Origin of the sequence: Aquiflexum balticum DSM 16537 (assembly GCF_900176595.1) — a bacterium.
GTDB lineage: Bacteria > Bacteroidota > Bacteroidia > Cytophagales > Cyclobacteriaceae > Aquiflexum > Aquiflexum balticum.
Genome location: NZ_LT838813.1, coordinates 3,267,721 through 3,293,413 on the forward strand (window position 1 = coordinate 3,267,721; position 25,693 = coordinate 3,293,413).

The window sequence follows — 25,693 nt, forward strand, 5'->3', positions numbered from 1 at the left end:
TTCTATTGCTTTTTCCAAAATTATCGGAAAAAATAAGTAAAGTGAATGGATTCAATAAATTTCCCTGAAAAATCACTTTTCCTTTAAAAGGAATTCATTGGGAGTAAAGCCATAGGTTTCCTTGAAACATTTGATAAAGTAGGAGGGGGAACTGAAACCAACCGCATAGGCTATTTCTGAAATGGAATCACCGGATTTTTCAAGCTGTTGAATCGCCAACCTGAGTCTTTGGTCACGGATAAATGCTGATGTGGAAAGTCCGGTGAGTGCGGTCAATTTCCTATGCAGTTGCATTCTACTCATTCCGAGTTTTTTACAGAATTCATCTACTGTAAAATTGGAATCCCCAAGGTCATTGTCCACTATATTTTGGATTTTCTCCAGGAATTTCTCATCAGTGGAGGTGATGGCTATTTCATTTGGGGCAATACTTGTTTTGCCGGAATACCTTATCCTTAAATTTCTGCGCAATTCTATGAGTTTTTCTATCCGTACCAGAAGCTGTTTGATACCAAATGGTTTGAGCATGTAGTCATCCGCACCTACCTCAAGTCCTTTTAGGATGTTGTCTTCTTCTGATTTTGCGGTCAATAGGATAATCGGGATATGGGAAGTCTTTTCATCATTTTTCAGTTTTTGGCAGAGTTCTATTCCGTCCATTTCTGACATCATCACATCAGAGATGATTAAATCAGGGATTTTTTTTAAGGCCAAGAAAAGACCCTCTCGGCCATTTTCCGCTTCAAGTATTTTGTAATAAGGTTTGAGTTCATGGATTAAAAATGAACGGACCTTATTGTTGTCTTCCACTACAAGTACCTGTGGGGCATTGTCTCCTGCCAATATTTCATTTTCTTTTAGCCCACTGTCTTCCTGGTACTCGTCTTCCTCCAATACCTGCTCGGGACGGAAGGAATATTTTCCAACGGGAATAGTAATTTCTACCCTGAAGCAATCCTTTTCTTCCAGGTGTAGTGTGATCTGACCTTTGGTGAGTTCCACAAGGTCTTTGACTAAAGGAAGCCCAATCCCAAAACCTTCTATTTTGCTATCCGGCTTGTAGAATTTGTCAAACAAACGTGAAATTTCTTCTTTAGAATAATTGACCAGGCTGTGGTTGGAAACAGTGAGGTGAAGTTGGTTCTCTTGGATTCTGGATTTGACCAAGACTTCAGTTCCCTGTTTGCCATATTTGATGGCATTCTGTAACAGGTTGCCAACTATTTTTTCAATTTTGTCAGGATCAAACCACACCTCTGTCATCAGTGGAATTTCTGTCCGTATCCTGATGTCTTTTTCAGTGGCGAAATAGAAGAAGTTGGAAACGATAGACTGTAAGAGAAGTCCCAAATTTCCTTTCCTGATACTCAGTTGTTGTTTGCCCGATTTGATTTTTGATACTTCCAGCAACTGATCTACAAGGTGAAGCAGACGTTGAGAATTCTGTTTGATCAGATTGAGTTGAGATTTGAATATGGGGTTTTCGGATTGGCTCATCAGCCTTTCCACAGGACCGGCAATAAGGGTTAGTGGTGTTCTGAATTCATGGGATATATTGGTAAAGAAATTGGTTTTGAACCTATCGATTTCCATGAGTCTTTCTGCTTCGTCCTCCTTCATCTTGATCAGAAACTTTATTTCCCAGCGCCATTTGAGGTAATGATAAATCCAAATTAGAGCCAATGTGAAAAACAGGAGATATGCCAGTTTTGCCCAAATGCTTAAGTACCAAGGCGGAAGTATTGTGAATTGCAGCGATACAGGTTCTTCTGACCAAATCCCATCATAGTTACTTGATTTGGCCAAAAATTTATATTCGCCCGGTGCCAGGTTGGTATACCTTGCCTGATGGTTGTTGCCAGCCTGAATCCAGTGTCCATCATGGTTTTCCAGTTTGTACTGGAATTCGTTTTTGTCGGGTGAAGAAAACACCAAACTTGCCATATTTATGGTAAGGGTATTTTCATCGTGTCGCAGTTTGATTTTTCCAGTTGGGGTGATGGCTTGATCAAAAGCAAATAAACCCGTAATTGCGGTTTTTGGAGGAACTTCATTGAGCAAAATGTCTTCTGAATTGAACCAATAGAAACCCTCCAAACTCCCAAAATAGATTGAACCATCTTTATTTTTGAAATAAGCCCCGGTATTGAATTCCGTAGCGAGCCCATCGTAGTTGGTATAATTGGTAATGGTATAATCCAAGGGTTTGGAAGGCTGAATGGTTATTTTTGTAATTCCTTTGTTTGAACTCAACCATAGATTATTGGCAGCATCCGGCAAAATCCCATAGATCACATCATTGGCCAGGCCATCTTTGGTGGAAATTCTCGTCAGCTCCAGATTGTCAATGTTAAGGGCATTGATTCCAGAACCGTTAGTTCCGATCCATAGGGTATTTTTCCCGTCAAAATAAAGGGATTTGATACTATTGGAAGAAATGGAGTTGGGATTATATTCTTGATGGAAAAGGGGATGGAATTTTCCGGCATCCATGTCAAAGCTTGCTATCCCCTGATTTTCAGTTCCTATCCATAATTGACCTTTTCGACCTTCTTCTATGGTACGGACATTATTTCCGGGAATACTGTTGGGATCATTGGGGTCATGCATAAATTGACGGACCACGCCTTTTTGTGGATCAAATTGGATCAACCCATCATTTCGGGTAGCAAGCCAAAATCTATTTTCACTGTCTTTGAATATTTTCCAGATGGTATTGCTGACCAGTTTTATTTTACTTTCGGCATTATAGTGCGTGAATTGTCCACTTTCAAGATCCATGATGCTTAGTCCCTCTTCCTGATAGCCAATCCAGAGCTTGCCATCTCCGTCTCCTAACAAACTCATCACCCGGTCACTTAATATGTTCTGTGATGTTTTTCCTGAACTTGATCGGGTTATCCAAGTTTGGGTTTTTGGATCAAAGGAGGTAAGCCCCTTGCCTGATGTTCCTATCCAGATTTTGTCCTGCTCATCTACATAAAGTGCTCTTACAACGTCAATATTAATATTTTCAGGAACCTGTTGGTTGTGGAAAAAATTGAATTTTTCGAGGTAAGTATCATAAAAACTTAATCCGGCTCCATCTGTTCCAAACCATAATGTACCGGTATAATCTTCAAAAATGCACAATACATCATTATAGTGTACCGACCTTGGGTTCTGTTTTTGGTATATGTAATTTTGAGAGGTATTGCTTTTTGTATTCAGCTGAATAATGCCCTGACCATATGTTGCCACCCAAATTCTACCTTTGGTGTCTGTCATTATATCCAAAATCATTTGTTTTTCAATGTTTTCGGGAAGGTTTTCAACAACCGAGTGGACTGGTTTGATCGATTTTTCACCGTTTTGAATCAGCCAGATTCCTGCATTTAAAGTACCAATCCAAATATTTCCATCAGGATCAGAGATAGCACAGGAGTAGATGTTGTCGTTATTGGGCAATTGAAAATCAATGACTGATTGGTTTTGCTTATTCAACAGAACGATGCCATCATTAAATGTCAATAAGAGTTGCTGGGCATCGAAATCAGCGATATCCAAAATCTCCCGAGAGGGATCGGTCCAGATCATCTCGGGAGATTGAATGCTTTCATTCCATTTAAATAACTGTCCTGAAAATGTCCCTATCCAGATGTCTCCACTAAGGTCTTCATGTAGGCTGTTTGCTGCCGTGATTCCTTTTATGGGGGTAAATTCATTTTTTACAGGATCCAAAATTTCCGGGACCGATGATTCCGGAATGATCCAGATCCTGTTTTTTTGATCTGCTACAACTTTGCCCAATTGCAAATGTGATTCTTGGGTGATATCCGCAAATTTTTTGCTGTAAACCTTAAATTCTATGCCGTCATACCTGTTCAGTCCTTCCTGAGTAGCAAACCATAAAAATCCTTCAGAATCCTGGGCTACTGATACAACTGAATTTTGTGATAAGCCTTCATTGACAGATAGTTGCCGGAAGGAAAGTTCCTTTTGACCAAAAACAGGAGTTGCCAAAATCAGGATCGAGGCGAATAATTTTAAGTACTTGGTGATTTTGGAAAAGTATTTCATGCTTTCACAATATGGAATATAAGATGCTGATAAAAATTTAAAGGTTAGCCAAATGGCTCAAATTGTTCATAATAGGTGTCTTTTGTTTTATATCTTGATCAAGAATGCTTATTTGGAAAATTGAGAATGGACATTTTGAGCCTGGAAATAAGTCCTGCGGATAAATAACTGTTTGATTTGTGATGATTTTTATATTTTTAGGAAATATAAATTTCAGCAACTTTAGAAATCCAGGTTTTTCTTTTCCCAAAAATGATAAGAGCAATAATTATTGATGATGAACCCAAATCCATTCAATCCCTGGAATGGGATTTGAATTTTTTTTCGGATCAGATTCATGTTGTGGGTACTTTTTCCAATGTAATCGATGCCATCAGAAAAATAGATGGCTTACAGCCTGATGTGGTTTTTTTGGATATTGAGATGCCTGAAATGGACGGGTTTCAGTTTTTGGAGTTTTTCAAAGACAGAACATTTGAGGTGATATTTGTGACTGCTTATGCTGAACATGCCATACACGCCATCAAGAAAAGTGCTCTCGATTATTTATTGAAACCTATTGAAAAAGAAGATTTGACCTTGGCAGTTCAAAAAATAAGTCAGAATAAGAAAAAAAAGGATTTGGCTGAGGTGTTTCAAAATGAAAAAATGGTCTTTCAGGGAACAAGACTGAAAATCAATTCAGATGATAAGATGGTTTTTTTGGACCCTGTTGATATTGTTTATTGTGAAAGCGATGGCAGTTATTCCAGGATTATGACCGAAAATAACGGTGTGGTGTATATTTCCAAAAAATTAAAGTACCTTGAGGAGATGCTTCCCACCGAATTGTTTTACAGAATTCACCACAGTTATCTGATCAATCTTCAAAAAGTAAGTGTATATGAAAAAAGCAGTTCCAAAGTAGTATTGGTATCAGGAATTTCATTGCCGGTTGCAAGATTAAAAAAGTCTGGGTTTTTAAGCCGTTTTTAAGATAATTGATATGATGGATACTGAGAAGACAGGGTTATGGATGTCAGTTCTTGAAAACAGTAATTTCAACGGTTTGGGTTGGGCCGTCACCAGTATCCTGTTTTACCTGTCACTTTACCATTTCTTTTTGTATATCAAAAACAGGGAGAAATTTTATCTATTCTACAGTATTTATGCTTTTATCAATGCTGTAAATCTAATCAAAAGGGTAAAAGGGGTTTTTGTTGAAGACATCTACAATGCTTGGCCGGAATTCTTCATTCACGTCAATTTCCCAATTCAGTTTACGAGTTATTTGGTGTTTTCCTTCTTCATCATGGAAATCCTGAATTTCCGGAAGCATTACCCAAAATTCAAAGCTTTTTTCACCAAATATGCCTTCATCATTAGTCTTATCTTCGGTGTTCTGGTAGCAGGCAGGTATTTGTGGAATGGTTACGATATGATGAGGGGTTTTTATATCCTTGTTTTCATGCCCATTACCCTTTTGTTTACACTTTATGGAATATATCTGGTTGTTAAGATTCCTGTAAAAGTCAAGTACTATATTTTAACAGGTTTTTTGGTATTGGGAATATTTACGTCCCTTATGGCTTTTTTGACTTTTGGTAAGGATGTCAGCTTCACCAATAAGTATTATTACCTGTTTTACATCCCTGTATTGGTAGAGAACTTTCTCTATACTTTCGCCCTTGCCATCAAACAAAGAGAGGTATATGATGAGAAAATTTCCATTCAGCAAGATCTCTATGAACAACTGGAGATGAATGAGAATTTGAGAAGTCAGCTCAATGAAAAATTGAAAGAGGAATTGGTGATCAAAGAAGAAAAAATATACTCCTTAGAGGCTGATGCCAAAGAACAGCGGATAGGCAAGTTAAAAGCTGATTATGAAAAGGAAATCACGCTGCTTCATCTTCAGTCCCTAAGAAATCAGATGAACCCTCATTTTATTTTCAATGCGCTGAATTCCATCAAGGTTTACCTTATTGAAAATGACAAAGAAAACGCGGTCACCTACCTCAATAAATTCGCAAAATTGATCAGGATGGTCCTCGAAAGTTCTCGGATGTTCAGTATTCCTTTGGGAGAGGAACTGGACATTGCCAGGCTGTATGTCAGTCTTGAATCCATCAGGTTTGAAAAAAGCATTAGATTTGAACTCATTGTCGGGGAGAACATAGACCTGGTAAACACTAAAGTCCCGCCATTAATCCTGCAGCCTTTTTTGGAAAATGCCATCTGGCATGGGCTAACGACAAAGAAGGGTGAAAAAAGCATAGTCCTGAAGGTTATGAATACTGAAGGAAACCTTATAGTTTCAATCAAAGATAACGGCATCGGCAGAAAAAAATCGGAGGAGTTGATGGTCAACAAATCCATAAAAAAGCAGTCCCTGGGCATTAGACTTAATTCCGAACGTCTCAGGTATTTCAACGAAAGTGAAAATGTCAATTATCATTTTGAAATTCTAGACCATACTGTCCAATCAGGTCAGGAAGGCACTGAAGTAGTTCTCTATTTGGATCAGGCGGAGGTCTGAGTATTTTTTGAATTCGATCTTTTTTTGCGCTCAAAGGAAAAAATCCCAATTGAGTCAATTATTTTTTTCAACATACTCCAGGGATGTTACAATATTCTTATCCTGTGGTACAATGGATATATCCCGTTGATTTTTGCGAATCTATATTTGCCATCATTTTTATTAAACCCGGCAATAATGATGATTGATAAACCAAAATTAAAAAGGAGAATTTTCAAAATTCAAGCTTTGATAGCTCTATTCCTGATTTTAGGGATTTCCTGTCAAAAAAACGAATCCTCCCAAAAAGCGATTGTTGAAAAATCAGGAGAAACTTCGCAATTGTCAATGCAGGATTTGGCTTCAATCATTCCCATTACCAGAGAACAACTTAAAAATTGGATACCAAAACAAATTGGGGAATACAAAATAACAAAAACTGTCATTGGATATAAGGAGTCGGTGGACATGAGTGCCATCAAAGGTACCTATAGTCATCAATCAGATCCATCAAAACAGGTGGTAATGGAAGTCCTTGATGGTGCAGGGCCCGTAGCTGCTGTTCTTTTGTCAGGCAGTATTCAAAAATTAAATCTTGATTTTGAGGAATTGAAGGCTGATGGTTATTCAAGAATATATAATAAAAATGGCCACAGAGTTTGGGAAGTGGAAAATACAAGAGAGGAGATCTCAGAACTTGAATTCATACATGAGGGTAGATTTCTGGTTTCCTTAAAGGGCCAACATCTTCGAAATGAGGAATTGTGGACTTTTGCGGATTACCTGGATTTTAAGGCTCTCAAATAAGTGGCTTTTGCCCTCTCGTTTTCCTCGCTACTGACAGATCTCGTTCCATTCTTTCGGCTACTTAGGTCTCACTTATCATTTCTCGCTCTTTGACTTCCCGTGCCGATAGCTATCGGTACGAGACAGGCTTTGGTTGGTTCTTGGTTCTCAAATTTCGGATCTCGGCTCTAGCATCTCGCCTCTCTCTTCTGTCTCCCGTCTTCCGTCTTCCGTCTTCCGTACCCTCTCCAACATCGGTCATCTGTCATCAAACATTTTCACTTTTATTTACCGATTTCCCCACGATGTTACAACAGTATTATTCTTTGATACATAATTGATATGGCTAGGGTATCTAATGAAATAAATTTGACCAATCAAAACTTTTAAATGTTTTACCAATAACAAACAGTATAAATATGAAGCCTATTCTAATCTTATGTTTTATGTGTTGTTTTTTCTGGGCAAATGCACAAGAAATAACAGGAAATGTCAAAAACCATAATAAATCCGAAATGGATTTGGTTTTGATGCTATTTGGGATGGATTATCCTGTCTCAATTGGTAAGGTGGATAAAAAAGGTCAGTTTACCGCAAACCTGGATAATCTTAGTTTGGACCAAATTCCTGAAGAAAACATGTCCATGTCTATGGGGCCACTTTATTTTAACTTTCATTTTAATTGTAATAATTCTGATGCTTTTGGAGAAAACGCAGAAAAGCTGGCCGCAAGGCAGGATTTTGTAAGGTTGACCAAGAATGGAGATTGGGTAGGAACAGTATTTTTGGTTTCTGATGAAGGACTAAGGCCTTGGATAGAAGACTCAGGATATAACAATGCCATTAAGGGGTCTTTTTATGAGGTGATGTATGTTGCAGATGATGTGAGTTTGAATATGACCTGCAACAGCAGTGTCTATGCATCTGACAATGAGGAAGTGGAAACGGAATACAATTTTGATATCAAATTGAAAAAGGGCTTCAATTGGGTAGAATACACCATTGAAGAAGTGCATGAAACAGATCCCAACATCAGGGCATCTTTTCCTTCCAAAGTAAGTATCAGCAATGTAAAAGATCCTTCCAAAATACTTTGGGTAGGTACTTATTATTAATACTTTAAAATATTATCAGTCATGGAAAAAGCATATAATTTGAAATTTTTATTTCTCTGGGGTTTGATCATAGGTTTTTCGTTTGGGTGTGGTATAACAGAAGATGAAAATCCGGACCTTGATGATCTTAACACTTCAGGCTTCTTTTTGAAAGCCAAGGTAAATGGAGTTTTGGTTGAGTTTAAACAGGAGGATATGCAGCTGGTCAATATTGGTTCTGCGATCCCAGGGGTTTATGAACTTGCTATTTCGGCCGGAGCAAGTCTTCCGGATGATTCAGGATATTCTGAAGTGATCACCCTTATTGTAAGAGATGATTCACCAATTGGAGTTAAGACCTACGACTACCTCAGACCATTTACAGAAACAGGTTTTGGTCTGAAGGGATTTATTTTAGGTTATCTCAATGCTTCTGAAAGCCTTGGTTATGTCACAGATGTTGATGAAGAGGATTCAGTTTTGCAGATTACAGAATTGACCAATACCCGGATAAGAGGAAAATTTTCTGGAATTATTTATGAAATTGTATCAGGCAATACTAAAAATATAACAGAAGGGGAGTTTTTTCTTAAGGTAGATAATAGCAACTAACGTAAAGTGTTTTAGACGCAATCTAGCCAAAAAAATAGCCAAAATAAATTGGCGTTTCAAGATTGCGTTTAAAACATAGTTGGACTAAGCCGTGCTACACCTATGGGTATTTATCTGCTTTGCTTTGAAGGTTTTGTCTGGTTTTGGACCATTGTCCTGAAGTTTTGGACGGATTCCGCTTTTTTACCCGGAAATTTTGTTTGGGACCGGGCATACCTTTCCCTGTAACAGAACCTCTGTTTTGTTTTTCTTTCAGCTTTTCAAAGAACTTCATCCCTGCTTTTTCATTCAGGGACCATTTGCTTTTCCTTCGGGCGTGGCAAAGACCATCCTTCCGTTCTTGCAGCAGCTACACCTGAACATCTCTTCTCCGAAAATCTCCTCCATCACCTCGTAGGTGCTCAGCCCATGGTAAAATGACACCTCCCTTGTTATGTTCAACAGCCTGAAACATTCATTCATTTTGGTGTTGCTGTTGGCCGAGGCCAAGATGCCGTAATAGCGGATTTTGTAGAAGCCTGTTGGCAGTACATGTTGCATAAATCTTCTGACAAACTCGGAACAGGCAAGCAACATGGTTTTGGTTTTGTTGTCCCTGTAATCCTTCCACCTGAATTTTACGGTTTCACCATCTGTATCCAGAATACGGCTGTTGCTGATCGCTACCCTGTGGGTATACCTGCCAAGGTAGCTGACCACCTGGCCCGCCCCCCTGAAGGTCTTCTTGATATAGACATTCCACATCTTTGCGTAAGATTCCCTTTTCAGACTATTGATATCGGCAAACAGCTCTTTTTGACCTTCGGGTATCCTGAGAAGGTTATCCTCCAGTGCTCCCAGAAGCCTTTCCATGAACAGTCCCCGGAACACAGCCGAAAGGGCCTTTACCGGAACGAAGAACTTTTTGCCGGCATACAGCCACTGCATCCCGTCACTGTCAAGCCCTCCTGCAGGAACCAGCATATGGATGTGGGGGTGGTAGTTCAGGGATTGGCCCCAAGTGTGGAGTACCGACAGACAGCCGCTTTCGACTCCCAGAAATGCCGGGTTCAGGGCAGTCTTCTTTACTGCTTTTGCGGAACATTCAAAGAGCAGGTTGTAACAGAACCTCTGGTTGATGTAGAACAATGGATTGAGAAACTCAGGAACCGTAAACACGGCGTGAAAGTACCTGACAGGCAGAAGCCTGCACTTTAGCTTTTCCACCCACAACTGCTGCTTGATGTACTGGCACTTCGGACAGTGACGGTTCCTGCAGCTGTTATAGCAGACTTTGACCGTACCGCAGGAGTCACAACAGAGACTGTGTGAGCCCATTTGTGATGTCCGGCAATGGAGGATGTCGTTAAAGGCCTTTCTCTGATCAGGGCACAGATGCTTCTGCGACAGGAAGACCTCCTTTTGGGAATCCAGGACTGTTGAGAGTTCGGCCCCACCATTCCTCTTGTTGACAGCATCCATCAAAGCTCATCCAGGGGACTTTTGATCAGGGCCGGATCCAGATTGCAGATATGCAGGTAGACCGTAGTGGTCTTAAGGGATCTGTGTCCCAGGAGTTCCTGGATTATCCTGACATTGGTCCCCTGCTCGAGCAGGTGCGTGGCGAAGGAATGCCGCAGGGTATGGAAAGAGGCATGCTTTGTTATTCCGGCACATTCCATGGCCTTTTTCAGAACAGACTGTGCGCTTTTTTCGCTGTATGGCTTTCCCGGCACCTGCCCTTCAAAGAGATAAGTAACCGGACGGTAGCTTTTGAAGTAATCCCGAAGCTGTACCAGTAACTTATGGGGCAGAAGGGTATACCTGTCCTTGTATCCCTTGCCTCCCCTCACTTTAAGCTGCATCCTGTCACTGTCTATATCGCCGGGCTTGAGACTGATCACCTCACCAAGCCTGAGCCCCGAGGCGTAGGTAAGGGCTATCAGGCAATAGTGCTTTCTGTTCCTGATACTCTTAAGGATAAGCGACACTTCTTCCTTTGAGAATACAACCGGAAGCAGCTTGGGACGTCTTGGCCGTTTGATCCTGATAGTATCCCAATCTCTTTCAAGCACGTCTTTGAAAAGTATTTTAAAGGCACTGATTGTCTGGTTGATGCTTGATACCGAAAGTCCGTCCAAACTGATCCTTTTAAAAAGGTAGTCCTTTAATTCGGGGATACTGATCAGATCCGGACTTTTTCCAAAATGAGCTGATACTACAGATACCAGGCTAAGATAGGTCTTGATGCTTCTGGGAGAATAATGTCTGTAGGACATCTCCTCATACATCCTCTGGCGCAAACTTTTTTTTCCATGATTAAATTAGTTAAAGATTGAACATGGAATAAATTTAATACATATTGTTAAAAATCAGGCCTTTATGATGGAATACAGAAAAACTACCGACGAAGGAGGTTTAGTTCAACTTCAACATAAACGTCTTTAAAAAGACAGCAATTATGGAGATATATAACATTGGGGTAACTTTTTAGGACTTAAACAGCTTTTTTCCTGCCCAATTTGGGCAGGTTTTTTTTTCACTTTTCAACTATCGTTTTTTTGGTTACCTGGATTTTAGTTTTCTATAGTTCGTTGTTAACATTATTTAAAAGTTCCATAAAGTAATTGAAAACCAGTTTATTAACAATTAGAGTCTCTTGAGTTTTTGTCCCAACAATTTTACATATGATATCAATCCGGAAAATTTTAAAATAATGATAAGCAGAATCGTAATCTTAATTTTAATGTATTTGACGACTTTCGAAATGTCCATCGCCCAGCAAGCGCTAAAGGGAAAAATCATTGATTATGCCGATGGAAAAGGGCTGATCATTTCTCATGATATCGTAACAGGGTATAAATACACTTGGGGCACAATTGATGAGGAGGGAATGATTACAGTTCCCTTGTCGGATAGTTTCTTGGACGAGATCAAGAAAATGGCTGCTAAAGCACAGAAAAAAGCACCTAGAGGATTTACCTTAAAATTGCCAACAGTCGAAGATACTTTTACATGTAGGTATCCTGACATTGAATTTGAAAATCCGCAATCACTTTTATCCGGTTTACCGGACTTGATCCTTTCAGACAATAAAAGAAAAGCGGAAAATGGGAAAGTTTACGCGGTCAACAATCCACTCATTGCAAATTGGTTGCATCGTAATCAAAAAGGGGATGTTGGCTTAGGATATTATTTGATGTTTTATTTTTCCGAGGACAAAGCTTCGGCAATAGGGACATGCATGACCTCAAACTATACAGGTTTGGGTGATGAGAATTTTGATAAGTCCATGCTTTATGGACTTGAACTTGAAAAGGGCTGGAACATTGTCCAATACGAAATCGAAAAGGTTTTTGAATCAAAGAATGGCGGGTTTTTTCCAGAGGTAATCAAAGTTACTAAACTGGATAATTTGCCTGATGACCTTACTTGGGTGAGAGTGTATTGATACTTTTCTTTTTTGGGGAAATTTTCAACATTCTTTTTTTAAATCACTCCTCTGGCACATTTTAGACGACATGTTACAGGAGTGATACACATTGTTACATGCTTTATATTCCATTTTTAATTGTTATATCATTTTTGTTCTGGAGGCTCTGAGTTTCTGTGATGGTCACCATGTATCCGAATGATTTTCAACTAAAGAGTAACAATTATGAAATTCAATTTCACAACTTTCACCCGGTTTTTAAAAACTTTCTTTTTTTCAATAGTTTTCTTTTCAGCTAGTTTCCATGTTTTTGGGCAGGTACCCACGACACCTCCCACAAATCTTAATATTTCCAATATTGATGGGGACAGGTTTTATGTAAGTTTTACCAGGGGGAATGGTGCCAAAAGAATTATTGTGGCAAGTACCAGTCCTGTCACTGCCATTCCCGTCAATGGGGCAGATTATTTAGCTGGTAATTTTGGACAGGGGAATGAGATTTCTCCCGGGCAATTTGTGGTTTACAACGGAACGAGCAATCAGAGCTGGATTGCAGGATTCAACCATTCTACCACCTATTATCTCAGAATCTTTGAATATAACGGGACTGACTTCAATACTGAATATTTAACCACCGAATTTTTGGAAGGGAATGCGACTACACTAACGGCACCAAGCCAACAAGCCAGTGGAATAACCTTCAGCAATGTGACTGGTTCAGGAATGACTGTAAACTGGACGAACGGCAATGGCAGCGGTCGCATTCTGATAGCAAGGGCAGATGAACCAGTTGATGTTGAGCCTCAAGATCTCGTAAACTATAATTGGTCATCCACTTTTGGTCAGAGGCAAATTGGTACTGGAAACTTTGTCGTTTATGATGGAAGCGCCAATAGTCGGGGAGTCACTAATCTGCAACCGAACAGGACCTATCATTTTGCGGTTTTTGAGTACAATGGTAGCAGTGGTAAGGTTTACCTCAGACCTGGATCCAGAAGTAGTCAGGTAACTGCCTCAGCACCAACTGTTGCCGCGTCTAACTTTCGGATAAGTAATCTGGATGGAGATAGATTCTACTATTTTTTCAACAATGGAAATGGTTCCAGGCGAACCGTTATTGCAAAAAAAGGAAGTCCGGTTACCGCTGTACCAGTAGATGGTGTTTCTTATACACACAACATTACCTTTGGATCAGGTACGGAAATTAAGGAAGGTGAATTTGTAGTTTATGACGGAAATAGTAACCAAAGCTGGCTTTATGGACTTGAACCTGCATCCACTTATCATCTGGCAGTATTTGAATATAATGGAACGGGTACAAGTACCTTTTATTTAACAACTGAATTTCTGCAGGGAAATGCCTCTACTTTGACTACGCCTACCCAACAGGCCAGTGACATCACTTTCAATAATATTTCAGGTTCTGGAATGACAGTAAACTGGACCAATGGGAATGGTAGCGGACGTATCCTGATAGCCAGGGCAGACGGACCGGTGGATGTAGAACCTCAGGATCTGGTGAATTATAATTGGTCATCCACTTATGGCCAAAGACAAATCGGTAACGGAAACTTTGTCATATATGACGGAAGTGCAAATAGTAGGGGAGTTACCAATTTGGATCCCAACAGGACCTACCATTTTGCGGTGTTTGAATATAATGGATCCAATGCTAAGCTTTACCTTAGGCCTGGTGCAAGAGGCAGTCAGGTAACGGCATCTGCACCAACAGTTCCTGCTTCAAACTTTAGAACTTCCAATTTGGATGGGGATAGATTTTACTACTTTTTCAATAACGGAAATGGGGAAAGGCGTATTGTCATTGCCAAAAAAGGAAGTCCTGTAACCGCTGTGCCAGTAGATGGTGTTTCTTATGCACACAACATCACATTTGGGTCAGGTACAGAAATCAAGGAAGGTGAATTTGTTGTTTATGATGGAACAAGCAATCAAAGCTGGCTGGCAGGATTGGAACCGTCAACAACTTATCATCTGGCGGTATTTGAATATAATGGTACGGGTACAGGTACCTTTTATTTAACAACAGAATTTCTGCAGGCAAATGCCTCTACTTTGACTACGCCTACCCAACAGGCCAGCGATATCACTTTCAGTAATATTACCGGCACAGGAATGACAGTAAACTGGACCAATGGAAATGGTAACGGACGAATCCTGATAGCCAGGGCCGATGGACCGGTAGATGTAGAACCACAGGACCTGGTGAATTATAATTGGTCCTCAGCCTATGGTCAAAGACAAATAGGTACCGGCAACTATGTCGTTTATGATGGAGGTGCAAATGGCCGGGGTATCATCAATTTGGAACCCAATAGGACTTATCATTTTGCTGTTTTTGAATACAATGGAGCCAATGCTAAGCTATATCTTAAGCCTGCTGCTAGAGGCAGTCAGGCAACGGCATCAGCGCCGACAGTTGCTGCGTCCAACTTTAGAACTTCCAATTTGGATGGGGATAGATTTTACTATTTTTTTAATAACGGAAATGGGGAAAGGCGTATTGTTATAGCTAAGAAAGGGGGGGCAGTAACCGCAGTACCTGAAGATGGTATTTCTTATGCGCACAATATCACATTTGGGTCGGGAACGGAAATTAAAGAAGGGGAATTTGTAGTTTATGATGGTAACAGCAATCAAAGCTGGCTGAATGGACTTGAACCCGGGAGTGATTATCATTTTGCTGTTTTTGAATATAATGGAACAGGTGCCAACACTTTCTACCTTACAGAAACTTTTTTGGAGGCAACCCAAACAACTCTAAATACGCCAACGGTCCAATCCAGCAATGCATTTTTAAGCAGCAGAAGTAATAATTCATTGAATATTTCTTGGACCAGGGGAGATGGCTCAAACCGGTTATTGATTGCACGTAAAGATGGTCCGGTGAATGTCCAACCTGAAGACGGCATAAACTATGCATCTTCCGTGGGCTATGGCAACAGACAAATAGGGACTACTGGAAATTATGTTCTTTATAATGGAACCGGCAATAATGTAAATGTCACCAACCTTGAATCAGGCACTAATTATTTCTTTGCCTTATTTGAATTCAATGGGGTTAATCTAAAACTTTACAAAAGGCCAGGTTATGCCTTTGCTCAAGAAACATTGGGAGAACGACCTACCGTTCAGGTATCCAATGCCCAGTACAGCAATATTGAATTCAATTCGTTTGATGTAAGTTTTACCAAAGGTAATGGATCAAGGCGTCTTGTTCTGGCCAGAGAAGGAAGTGCGGTCAGCGGCGGCCCGGCGGATTTGACCTCCTATACTGCCAGCAGCACTTTTGGAACAGGTGATCAAATAGGTACAGGCAACTTTGTCGTGTATAATGATTTCGGAGAAAGTTTCAGTTTAAATGGCTTGGAGTCCGGCAAGACCTATCATCTTTCTTTTTATGAATATGCTGTATCAGAAAACGGGGAACTTTACATGGCTCCGGCTTACACTTCTACCCAGACGACCAAAACCAATGCAGATCTGGGTGTATCCGCCATCACCGCCCCGGTGTCAAGTTGTAATTTGAGTGAGGCGGAAACAGTCACTATAGAAATCACCAATTTCAATTCCTCCCCGGCAGGAGCATTCCAAGTCGCTTATGTAGTCAATGGGGGTGAACCTGTGATAGAAAATATTTCAGGAACCAATACCATTGCCGGAAATGGCAAACTGACCTATAGTTTCCAAGCCAAAGTAGATTTATCAGTGGATGGAAATTATGAAATAAGGGCCTATACTATTTTGGAAGGAGATGTCAATACAAATAATGACAGACAAACGATCACTGTCAATAATTCTCCAGAAACCAACACGACCATATCTCCCGATGCGAATATTTGTAGCGGACAATCTACTTTGCTACAGGCTTCAGGAGGTATTTCTTATCTATGGAATACAGGGGCCACGACCAACCTGATTGATGTCTCCCCAACAATCTCCACCGAATATACTGTCACGATCACCACTGAAGATGGATGTGAGGTTGAAAAAAGGGTAATGGTTTTTGTAGAAAATACCAGTGAATTGCCTGTGATATCTTCAACCCCTGACAGTGAATCCTGTGAAGGCGGCAGAATCTTAGGAACTCAGCTTACTATTCCGGTCCGGTGGATTTTGGATATTGATTCGGAAATCTATGACTTGGGAGAATCCATCACAGTCAAAGCCAATCGATCAGGTATCTATACAGCAGTTTATGTAAATGAAAACGGTTGTGAAATCAAATCCGCCAATTTCAATTTTGAATTGGACCAGTTGCCGGAATTGCAGGTTTCAGGCCTGACTACCATTTGTGCGGGAGAATCTTTGACTTTGTCCATTCAGGGATTGAGGGATTTGATTTGGTCTACCAGCCAAACAGGGGAAAGCATCACCGTCAGCCCGACTGCCAATACCAAATATTGGGTAAGTGGAAAATACGGCACTGATTGTGTTTTCTCAGATACCTTAGAAGTTACTGTTATCCCTGCAAGTGCACCTGAACCAGTAAGGCAAATGTTGCCTCCTGATGGATCTTTGAATCTACCTCAGCCGATTTCACTATCCTGGACTCCAGGGGAGTTTTCGGTAGTCTATGATGTATTTGTCTGGGAGGAGGGTACAGAAAAGCCCAACCAACCTATTGCAAGAGATATTCAGGAAATCAATTACACAGTCCAAAGCCTGGAGCAGGGTAAATCATTCCTGTGGCAGGTACACTCCAAAAACAGTTGCTTTGTCACCGAAGGGCCAGTCCAACGATTTGCAGCAGCAGGAATTCCTGACCTTACCATCCAATCCTACACTGCACCGGAAGCCGTTGTGGCGGGAAATTCCATAACGGTTTCCTGGGAAGTGAAAAATATTGGGTTAGGCAATACAAACAATGTACGTTGGAAAGACCGTATATGGCTTTCTGCCGATCTTGATCTAAGGAGAGCCGATGATATACTGCTGGGAGAATTCGATAATCCCGCCTCACTGATGCAAGGGGAATCTTATACCATGACCCAAGAAGTGAGGGTGCCGATCAATCTCAGAGGTGTCTATTACCTGTTTGTGATTACCAACAATGATGATGGTTATTGTAGGATTGAAAATGGGGTCTGTTCCAACGAGCGTAGAGCACATTCTAAGACTTTGACTGAAAGTGATGATCAAAATAATCTGATCTTCCAGACTTTATCCATTGGAATTCCTCCTTTGGCTGATTTGACAGTCAATAATGTAGGTGTGACCACGGATGCTTTTTCAGGTGATTCCATCAGTGTCATTTATGAAGTACAGAATATAGGGGAAAGGGAAGCTAAGGGACTTTTCTGGAGATTCAAAAGGGATGCTGGTACGTATAGCTATTCAACGGGAAATTCAGGAGGAACATCCGGAGGTGGTAGTAGTGTCAGCGTGGCATCAGCACCGACAAACATCTCTGTGACGGAATCCTGTAGGATAGAATATTATTGGCGGGATGCCATTTACCTTTCACAGGAACCTGAATTCAATATCAGCAAATCCACCAAACTACAGGAATATTCCGTCTTCTTGGCCGAGGAGGACAGTGTTTCTACTTGTATAGTTGGTGGAAACCTTCCTGTCAATTCAAAATACTCCAAGCAGCGGGAGCTGAAATTGCCGGATAATGTTTTCGGTACTTACTACCTCTATATCGTTTCCAATTTCTCAGGGATGTTTGAAAACGAATACAGCAACAATATCCGAAGAAGCGATCCGATCAATGTCATTCTTACCCCGCCATCAGATTTAGCGGTCATTGACCTGCAAGTTCCTGCAGAGATCATAGCAGGGACAAAAATGGATATTTCATGGATAGTTGAAAATTCAGGTGCCAATCCACCCAATGTAAATTCTTGGGTAGATGAGGTTTTTATTTCCGAACAACCTGAATTCGATAAGAGCAAGTCGGTCTCAGTTTTTAGAAAAACCTTTACCACACCGCTAAGATTTGATGGTTTTGGAAACAGCACCCCCTTGCCTTTGGAAAACGGGGACAGTTACACCGTAGAAGCTGAGGCTTTGATTCCTGAACGATTAGCAGGAGATTATTATGTTTTTGTTCTGACTGATACTGATAATAGGGTTTTTGAATTTGAAACAAAGGGCAACAATGTCAAGAGGAGTGAAAATCCTGTAAAATTGATAACAGGGGAAAGGGCTGAACTATCTCCCGTGTCCATCACCCTGCCTGATACGGTCTATAGAGATGTAGCCTTTCCGGTTAAATACCGAATCGTTAATAATGGGAATAAGGCGGCAGTAGGATTTAACGATAGAATTAATTGGTCTACCAGTTCAGACCCTACAAAGACGCCGTTTAATTTTCTGGGCAGTGTTTTGCACCGTGACAGTCTACCGGCAGGACAAGCTGTAGAAAGAACAGCTTTGGTAGCATTACCTAAAAATGCTCCGGATAGTATTTATTTCCATATTTTCACCGATGTAAATGATGTGATTTTTGAAGTAGATGAGACCAATAATCGGGCAAGCAATCAAATGCTGGGAGTAAAATCTCCTGTGGTCCTTACTCCGGAAACAGTGGTCGAAATCAAAGTGGTTGATCTGACGGTGCAGGAATTTTCCATTGGCTCCAACACAATTGGTTCAGGTGACCAGTTGAATGTCAATTTCAAGGTAGGAAATCTGGGACCGGATGATGTGACTAAGTCATTTATATCCAGGGTTTATTTGACAAGGGATTCTGTGCTGACAGAAGATGATATTTACCTGACCGAGTTCAGTAGGTCCAAATTGGTTATGGGAGAAGTTTATGAAACGGGTAGGTCGGTTAAAATACCTGACTGGATTTCAGGAGAGTACTTTGTGTATCTATGGGTGGACTATAGGGAGAATGTTACAGAAGATCAGAATAAGGCCAATAATATTGCCTTTAGGAAACTGAATATCGCTGCCACTCCTGCGCCGGACCTTGTTGTCACTGCCATTGAAGCTCCGGAAACGGTCATTTCAGGGGAGAGTTTTTATGTCAAATATACCCTTGAAAACAATGGTGAAGGACCAACAAGGTTTGAGTGGAATGACGGTTTCTTCCTAAGTACTTCTCCTGTCCTGGCCACAGGTGCTCAGAATATAGGTTTTAAAAGAGTTACAAAAACCTTGGCGGTTGGGGAGACTTTGAGAGACAGTGCTTTGGTCAAAACCCCAAATAATGTTTCCGGAAATTACTATTTGATAGCCAAAGCAGATTACCAGAATAAGATTTTTGAAGGCTTTGAAGGAGGCGAAACCAACAATGAGGGCAATCGGGTCATTCTGATCAATTTATCCGATCCAACGGATCTGACCATCAGTTCATTCTCCATTCAGGAAGCTGCTTTCCTTGGAGACGAAACTACTGCAGAGATTGAAGTGACCAATATCGGGGATAAGCCTGCTTCTGGAAGGCTATACAATGGATTCTATCTTTCCGGAGACCAACAGTTCAACGGTGCATTGGATCCTTTAATTGGAATTCAGGAATCAGATGCCAATATTTTGCCCGGACAAAGCCGTACCTATAATATCAAAGGTTCGATTCTGGACCTTGATCCCGGAAATTATTTCGGCATAGGCAGGACCAATCTTTTGGCCTCTATCAATGAAGTCAATTATGAAAACAACCTCTTGGTCGCTGAAAAGCAATTGAAGCTGGACGTAAGGTCACTTCCATTGGATGTTCCTACTACCAATACTTTAATTGCAGGAACCTGGCGCTATTATAAAGTCAATGTAGGGGCCAATCTTGATTTGGTGATCGACCTGGCTTCGAGCAGGACTGTCGGTTCAAATGATATTTTTGTGTCATTCGGAAAGGTACCTTCACCGAATGAATTTGATTTTAAAGGAATCAATAGTAATAGGACTAACCAACGCGTATTAGTGCCCGAGACCAAATCAGGATTTTATTATATTTTGGTCAAAACAGATATTCCGCTCGCGCAGAATATTGAATTACTGGCTAGGGCCTTGCCGTTCAGTATTTTATCTTCCAACCCTTCTGTTGTCGGAAACGGAACGGTTACCACAACCATTACAGGTGCAGGTTTCAAAGAAGGTATGGAGGTTTCACTGCTCAAAGACGGAAACAAAGTCATCAGTGCAACCCAAGTAAATCTGACCAATAGCATGAGCGGCAGGTTGGGTTGGAGATTGGCTGATGTGGACTTTGGAATTTATGATGTGGAGGTAAAGAACCCGGATGGAACCACTGTGATTTTGGAAAATGGATTGGAAGTGGAGCCTAGTACGGGATATAGTGGATTGACCTATAATATTTTGGCTCCGGATGTAGTAAGGAGAGGAAAAACAGCATTTTATAATGTGGTCTTCAAAAATGAAGGAAATGTGGATATTCCAATTTTGAATGCACAGGTTACCATGCAGGAAGACATCATTATTTATGAATTAAAAACCCAGGGAGGTCTCAAGACTAATTCAACCCTAGATCCTTTGGGTCGCTTAGCCGATAATCCTGACTATAGCATAATTAATGGGATGATGGCTGTCCCTTTATATGGTCGAGATATAAGGCCTGGAGAGGAAATGTCTGCAAGTTTCTTGTTGGGTAATTTCACAGGAAATACATTCCCGATGGAGGTGAAATATTTAGGGATTGCTCCTTCCGTTTTGGTCTTGAGTCTTTTTGATAAAATCGAATCTACTAGGCAACAGGCTTTATCCTCTCCAGAAATGTTTTATGAAGATAGAGTTCTTGTCCAAGATTTGATAGGATTTAGAAAAGCCATGATTCAGAATTATATGGAATTTGGGTATCTGACTTCAAATGATACTGTTGGTATAGATTTAAATTGTTTGAACTGTAGTCTTATCCCTTTAGAAAGCGGATTCAATCCAGATGGAGAATTGATCGGTACATCTTTTTTTGAAGACGCTTCATTTAATTCAGGTGAATTATATAATTGGCAAATCAATAAGTATTCAGGAAGTGCTGGGAATAATCCAGGTTGGGATTTAATAAAAATCACCAATAAACTTAATATTAATGCAACTAAGGATGCTCCATTTACCATCAAAGTGAGTAGCCTTGATTACAATAATAATCCTGGTTATTTGGGAGGATGGTACCCCGCAGTTGATAAATGCTGGACAATCGTTGTAGCTGATAGGGGAATTTCAGGTTTTGATCCCGAAAAGTTTGAGGTAGACCTGAGTGGATTTCTTACACATAATTTTATTTACATTGGTACTTTTAGTGTTCAACAATTAGATGAATTCACTATTTCTTTATGCTATAAAGCTTATGTTCCCGGACCAGGTCAGCAAGGAGTACCTGGTGCACCAGGTGGATGGGGCGAAGATGGCTCTCCAGGCGGACCTGGCGGGCCTGGTGCTCCTGGAATAGAACCAGGTCAAGGAGGAAGAGGTGGAATAGGAGGTCCTGGAGGAGGGAAAAGAGGCGCAAATGGTGGATTTGGTGATTGTCCTATAGGAGAAAATTGTACTCCAAATGACCCCAATAATCCTGATGACCCCGATAATCCAGATGGTCCTGATAATCCTGATAATCCAAATGATCCGGATGATCCGGATGATCCCAAAGATAATGATCCTCCTAAGAGGTGCCCTTATCCTGAAGGTTGTGATAATGATAATGGTCCTGAAGATAACATAAATGATTGTAGTCAAGGGGTCCCTGGTACTCCTTCCGGAACACCGTGCCATTCTGAACCGGGCAAGCCAGTAGTTCCTCCTGGTGGAGGTGGTGGAGGCGGCGGAGGCGGAGGCGCAGGTCCTTCTCCGACAGGATGTTCAGAAGGAGAAGGTTCGGGAGGAGCAGGTAGCTTTTTCAGTTCCCCATCTTGCGGGAACTTGTTCACTGGTCTGGGATGTGGGGCAGCTGTAATCGGCTGTGGAGCTGGTGCTGCCTTGTGCGCAACAGTTATTGGATGTGGCGTTGGCGCTCTAACATGTACAGTTAGTTTAACTTCTTGTATGTTTGGAATTTATGATGCACTTGTCCCAAATGCCAAGCCTACTGATAAAAAAGATGAATGGGCCATGTGTTTGTTTGGTTTAGTTTCTCCCGGAGTTTCAGCAGCCGTTGATATTGCACTTTGTGGTGCCAAAGAGATCCTCTGCAAGCCAGTAGTATCCTCCTGCGACCCCAATGAAATCCTTGGACCTGAGGGCTATGGGGATGAGCGGTTTGTTTCTAAAGAGGAAGAACTTCCGTTTACCATATTCTTCGAAAATGATCCTGTATTTGCCACAGCACCTGCACAACGTGTTGTGGTGAGGCAGCAATTGGATCCGAATCTTGATCCGGCAAGTTTCAGGTTGAATGGTTTTGGATTCCAGAATATGACCTTTGATGTTCCTCCCGGATTGACCAATTACACTACCAAGCTGAATACTGCTGCAGAAATCGGTGTGGATGTCAATGTGACCTTCGGCCTTGATCCCGTGAACAATGAGTTGTTCTGGGCGCTACAGTCGGTAGATGCTAAAACCGGTCTTCCGCCATTTGAAGCATTGGCAGGATTCCTACCTGTGAATGATTCCACTGCGATTGGAGAAGGTTTTGTTTCTTACACCATCAAAGCGGGAAGAGAAACAGTAACCGGTGACAGCCTCAGGGCCATGGCCAATATCTTCTTTGATACCAATGCGCCGATTGTGACCAATGAAGCTTTCAATACCGTAGATGCTGGGGCACCTACTTTACTGGAGATAAAAGATGTACAGGTCGAATTTGATTCCTTAATGAGCTTTACTGTCTTGACCGTAGATGATCAGGGTGGTAGCGGTGTCAAAGGTTTTGATGTCTTTGTATCCGAAGACGGTGGGCCTTACATTTTACAAAGTCTTGATAATGCTGTGGGTGAGAAATTTACGTTCCGGGGAACTCCTGGCAAAAATTATTGCCTTGCAACTGTTGTGAGAGACAATGTCAATAACAGTATCCGCGTCAGTGAAGAAGATGTTGTCTGTTTCACCACTCCTGAGGATGAAATCAATATCTCAAAAGTATTTACCCTTCAATCCGCCGTTTCCGGACAAGGTCAGATCAACATCCTTCCAAATGGAACTGTTTTCAATGAATCCGAGGAAGTACAAATTGAAGCAATGCCAGCAGAAGGTTGGGTCTTTGTAAGATGGGAGGGCGATATCAGCAGTACTCAACCAAGTATCAACCTGGTGATGGACAACAACAAGTTCATCCGCGCGATATTCATTGAGGGAGACTTGCCGGTATTTGCAGTGAACACTTCAACTGAAGGAAGTGGAACCATTTCCCTTAATCCGGAAGGTGGTCAATATGAATCCGGTGCGGAAGTGACCCTGACAGCAAATCCGGCCTCAGGTTGGGAGTTTGTAGCTTGGGAAGGTGATGTGGAATCCTCAGATGCCTCCATTACTTTGACCATGGATAGGGATAAAAATCTCAAAGCAAAATTTGTGCAGATACTGGCAGTTGCTTTGGAAGGCACATCACTCAGTTGTCAGGATGCAGCAGATGGAACCATCAAAGCCAATGTAACAGGAGGAATCGCTCCTTATGAATATACCTGGCTTAAAGATGGAGACCCTATTGCTTCCGTTCCTGAATCACTTGATGCCTTGGAAGCTGGAAACTATCAGGTTACTGTCAAAGATTCCAGAGGAAAAACAGTGGTGCAGTCTACTTCGATCATAGTAGAGGATAAAGAAGCTCCTGTGATAAAAATCAAGGAAAATATTACAGTCAACCTTAATGCGGCTGGCAATGGAAGTTTATCTGTCGAAATGGTAGATGATGGCTCTACGGACAACTGTGGAATAGAAAGCATGCTTTTGGATAAGACCACATTTGCATGTACTGATCTTGGCGAACAGCAGGTAACCCTCACAGCCAAGGATGCAGCCGGTAACGAAACCGTCCAACAGTTTACCATTTCAGTCAGAGATAATCTCGCACCTAAAGCGATTGGTACAAGTGCTGAGTTATTCCTTGATGAAAATGGGACCGCAACGCTTACAGCTTCCCAAGTTGATGGAGGATCTACAGACAATTGTGCTGTTGCATCGATTGCTGTTAATAAAACCACATTTAACTGTGCTGATCTCGGAGACAATGAAGTGGTACTCACTGTCAGGGATGCTGCAGGAAATGAATCTGCTGTGACTGTCACTGTCAAAGTAACGGATGAGATTCCTCCTGTTATTTTGAATGTTCCAGAAGACAGGCTGGTTTATGCAGGTGCATCCTCCGGTTATACTTTACCGGACTTCATCAGTTCTTCCATTACAGAAGACAATTGTGAGACCGTTGAATTTACCCAAAGTCCGGTAGCAGGTTCAACCTTAGCTGCCAATCAGAACCATACCATCACCCTGACTGCCAAGGATGCAAGCAGAAATATTACCACAGCTACATTTGATATTACAGTAGAGGCTCTGCAAGTAGTAGCAGTAGAAGCCCTCGATATGCTTGAGGTCACTTGGAATACGCCTTTCAATGCCCTGACACCCCCTGCAAATGTACAGGTAACCTTGAATAATGGAGAGAAAATTATTCTGAATGTGGCCTGGCAGGCATCTAGCTATGAACCCCTGATTGCAGGAGTTTACAGTTTGGTAGGAACTATCACTCTGACGGATGAAATTACCAACCCGGATCAGGTTCAGGCCAGTTTGATGGTATTGATCAGTGAAAAGCCTCTGCCGCAGGATATTATTCTGAACATTACCAATAGGAACAGAAATCCAAACATTCCGATCGGTAACCTCGAAACAGTTGATCCGGCAGATGATGTCCATGTTTATGAGCTTACAGATGGCAGTCCTGACAACAGTTTCTTTATCCTCGAAGGTAATGTGCTTACCTGGGACAAAACCAAAAAGATAGCGGGAAGGAAGGATTTCACCATTGAGGTGAGCAGTACAGACCGTGCTGGAAATACGATAACCAAGTTGTTTACTTTGACCTTTGAGTCACGAAGGTTAACGGAGATTGAGGTACTGAACACTTTCACTCCAAACGGTGATGGGGCGAATGATACATGGGGAATACCTGACCTGTTTGGTTTTGATAACCTCACCATCAGTGTCCTGGATAGATCAGGAAGGGTAGTTTTCAAAACCAATGATCCGAGAGTAAGATGGGACGGAACTTTTGAAGGGGAAGTACTTCCGGTGGGCACTTACATTTATGTGCTCGAAGTGAAAGATCCCAACGAAGTGAGGTCTGGAGTGATTAATCTACTTATCAAATAAGAC

Annotated in this window: 11 protein-coding genes; 7 read left to right on the top strand and 4 right to left on the bottom strand. The window is 41.3% G+C overall.

Going from position 1 to position 25,693, the window contains the following annotated elements; genetic code table 11:
• Positions 1 to 72 precede the first annotated feature (72 nt).
• The gene (locus B9A52_RS13890) at positions 73 to 4,059 is read right to left on the bottom strand and encodes a hybrid sensor histidine kinase/response regulator transcription factor (RefSeq protein ID WP_084121028.1); all 3,987 of its coding nucleotides are present in this window, start codon (positions 4,057 to 4,059) and stop codon (positions 73 to 75) included.
• A 252-nt stretch (positions 4,060 to 4,311) separates the two neighbouring features.
• On the opposite strand from B9A52_RS13890, the gene B9A52_RS13900 reads away from it, so the two are divergent.
• The 5 genes from B9A52_RS13900 to B9A52_RS13920 all read left to right on the top strand — a co-directional run bounded on the left by B9A52_RS13900 (position 4,312) and on the right by B9A52_RS13920 (position 9,048).
• Positions 4,312 to 5,034, top strand: a complete 723-nt coding sequence (locus B9A52_RS13900; protein WP_084121030.1) for a LytR/AlgR family response regulator transcription factor — start codon at positions 4,312 to 4,314, stop codon at positions 5,032 to 5,034.
• 10 nt (positions 5,035 to 5,044) lie between these two features.
• Positions 5,045 to 6,577: a histidine kinase gene (locus B9A52_RS13905; RefSeq protein WP_084121031.1), complete on the top strand. Its 1,533-nt coding sequence runs from the start codon at positions 5,045 to 5,047 to the stop codon at positions 6,575 to 6,577.
• 177 nt (positions 6,578 to 6,754) lie between these two features.
• Complete coding sequence (locus B9A52_RS13910) at positions 6,755 to 7,363, top strand: hypothetical protein (protein ID WP_084121032.1); 609 nt, start codon at positions 6,755 to 6,757, stop codon at positions 7,361 to 7,363.
• A gap of 425 nt (positions 7,364 to 7,788) precedes the next feature.
• Entirely contained in the window at positions 7,789 to 8,457 is a 669-nt protein-coding gene (locus tag B9A52_RS13915; protein ID WP_084121033.1) for a hypothetical protein, read from the top strand.
• Between the two features lie 21 nt (positions 8,458 to 8,478).
• Entirely contained in the window at positions 8,479 to 9,048 is a 570-nt protein-coding gene (locus tag B9A52_RS13920; RefSeq protein WP_084121034.1) for a hypothetical protein, read from the top strand.
• Positions 9,049 to 9,148: 100 nt separating this feature from the next.
• On the opposite strand, the gene B9A52_RS25565 is transcribed toward B9A52_RS13920, so the two are convergent.
• Genes B9A52_RS25565 through B9A52_RS13930 form a run of 3 tightly spaced genes read right to left on the bottom strand, consistent with a single transcriptional unit; the run spans position 9,149 to position 11,318 of the window.
• Complete coding sequence (locus B9A52_RS25565; RefSeq protein ID WP_157370051.1) at positions 9,149 to 9,322, bottom strand: hypothetical protein; 174 nt, start codon at positions 9,320 to 9,322, stop codon at positions 9,149 to 9,151.
• 14 nt (positions 9,323 to 9,336) lie between these two features.
• Positions 9,337 to 10,509, bottom strand: a complete 1,173-nt coding sequence (locus B9A52_RS13925; protein WP_084119152.1) for an IS91 family transposase — start codon at positions 10,507 to 10,509, stop codon at positions 9,337 to 9,339.
• The gene (locus tag B9A52_RS13930) at positions 10,509 to 11,318 is read right to left on the bottom strand and encodes a tyrosine-type recombinase/integrase (RefSeq protein WP_084119151.1); all 810 of its coding nucleotides are present in this window, start codon (positions 11,316 to 11,318) and stop codon (positions 10,509 to 10,511) included. Before B9A52_RS13930 ends, B9A52_RS13925 begins: the two co-directional genes overlap by 1 nt.
• Before the next feature lie 425 nt (positions 11,319 to 11,743).
• Between B9A52_RS13930 and B9A52_RS13935 the strand changes: the two genes are divergently transcribed.
• Positions 11,744 to 12,478 carry a hypothetical protein gene (locus B9A52_RS13935; RefSeq protein ID WP_157370163.1) on the top strand — a complete coding sequence of 245 codons (735 nt, stop codon included), beginning with the start codon at positions 11,744 to 11,746 and terminating at the stop codon, positions 12,476 to 12,478.
• Positions 12,479 to 12,685: 207 nt separating this feature from the next.
• Complete coding sequence (locus B9A52_RS13940; protein WP_084121036.1) at positions 12,686 to 25,690, top strand: CARDB domain-containing protein; 13,005 nt, start codon at positions 12,686 to 12,688, stop codon at positions 25,688 to 25,690.
• Positions 25,691 to 25,693 lie beyond the last annotated feature (3 nt).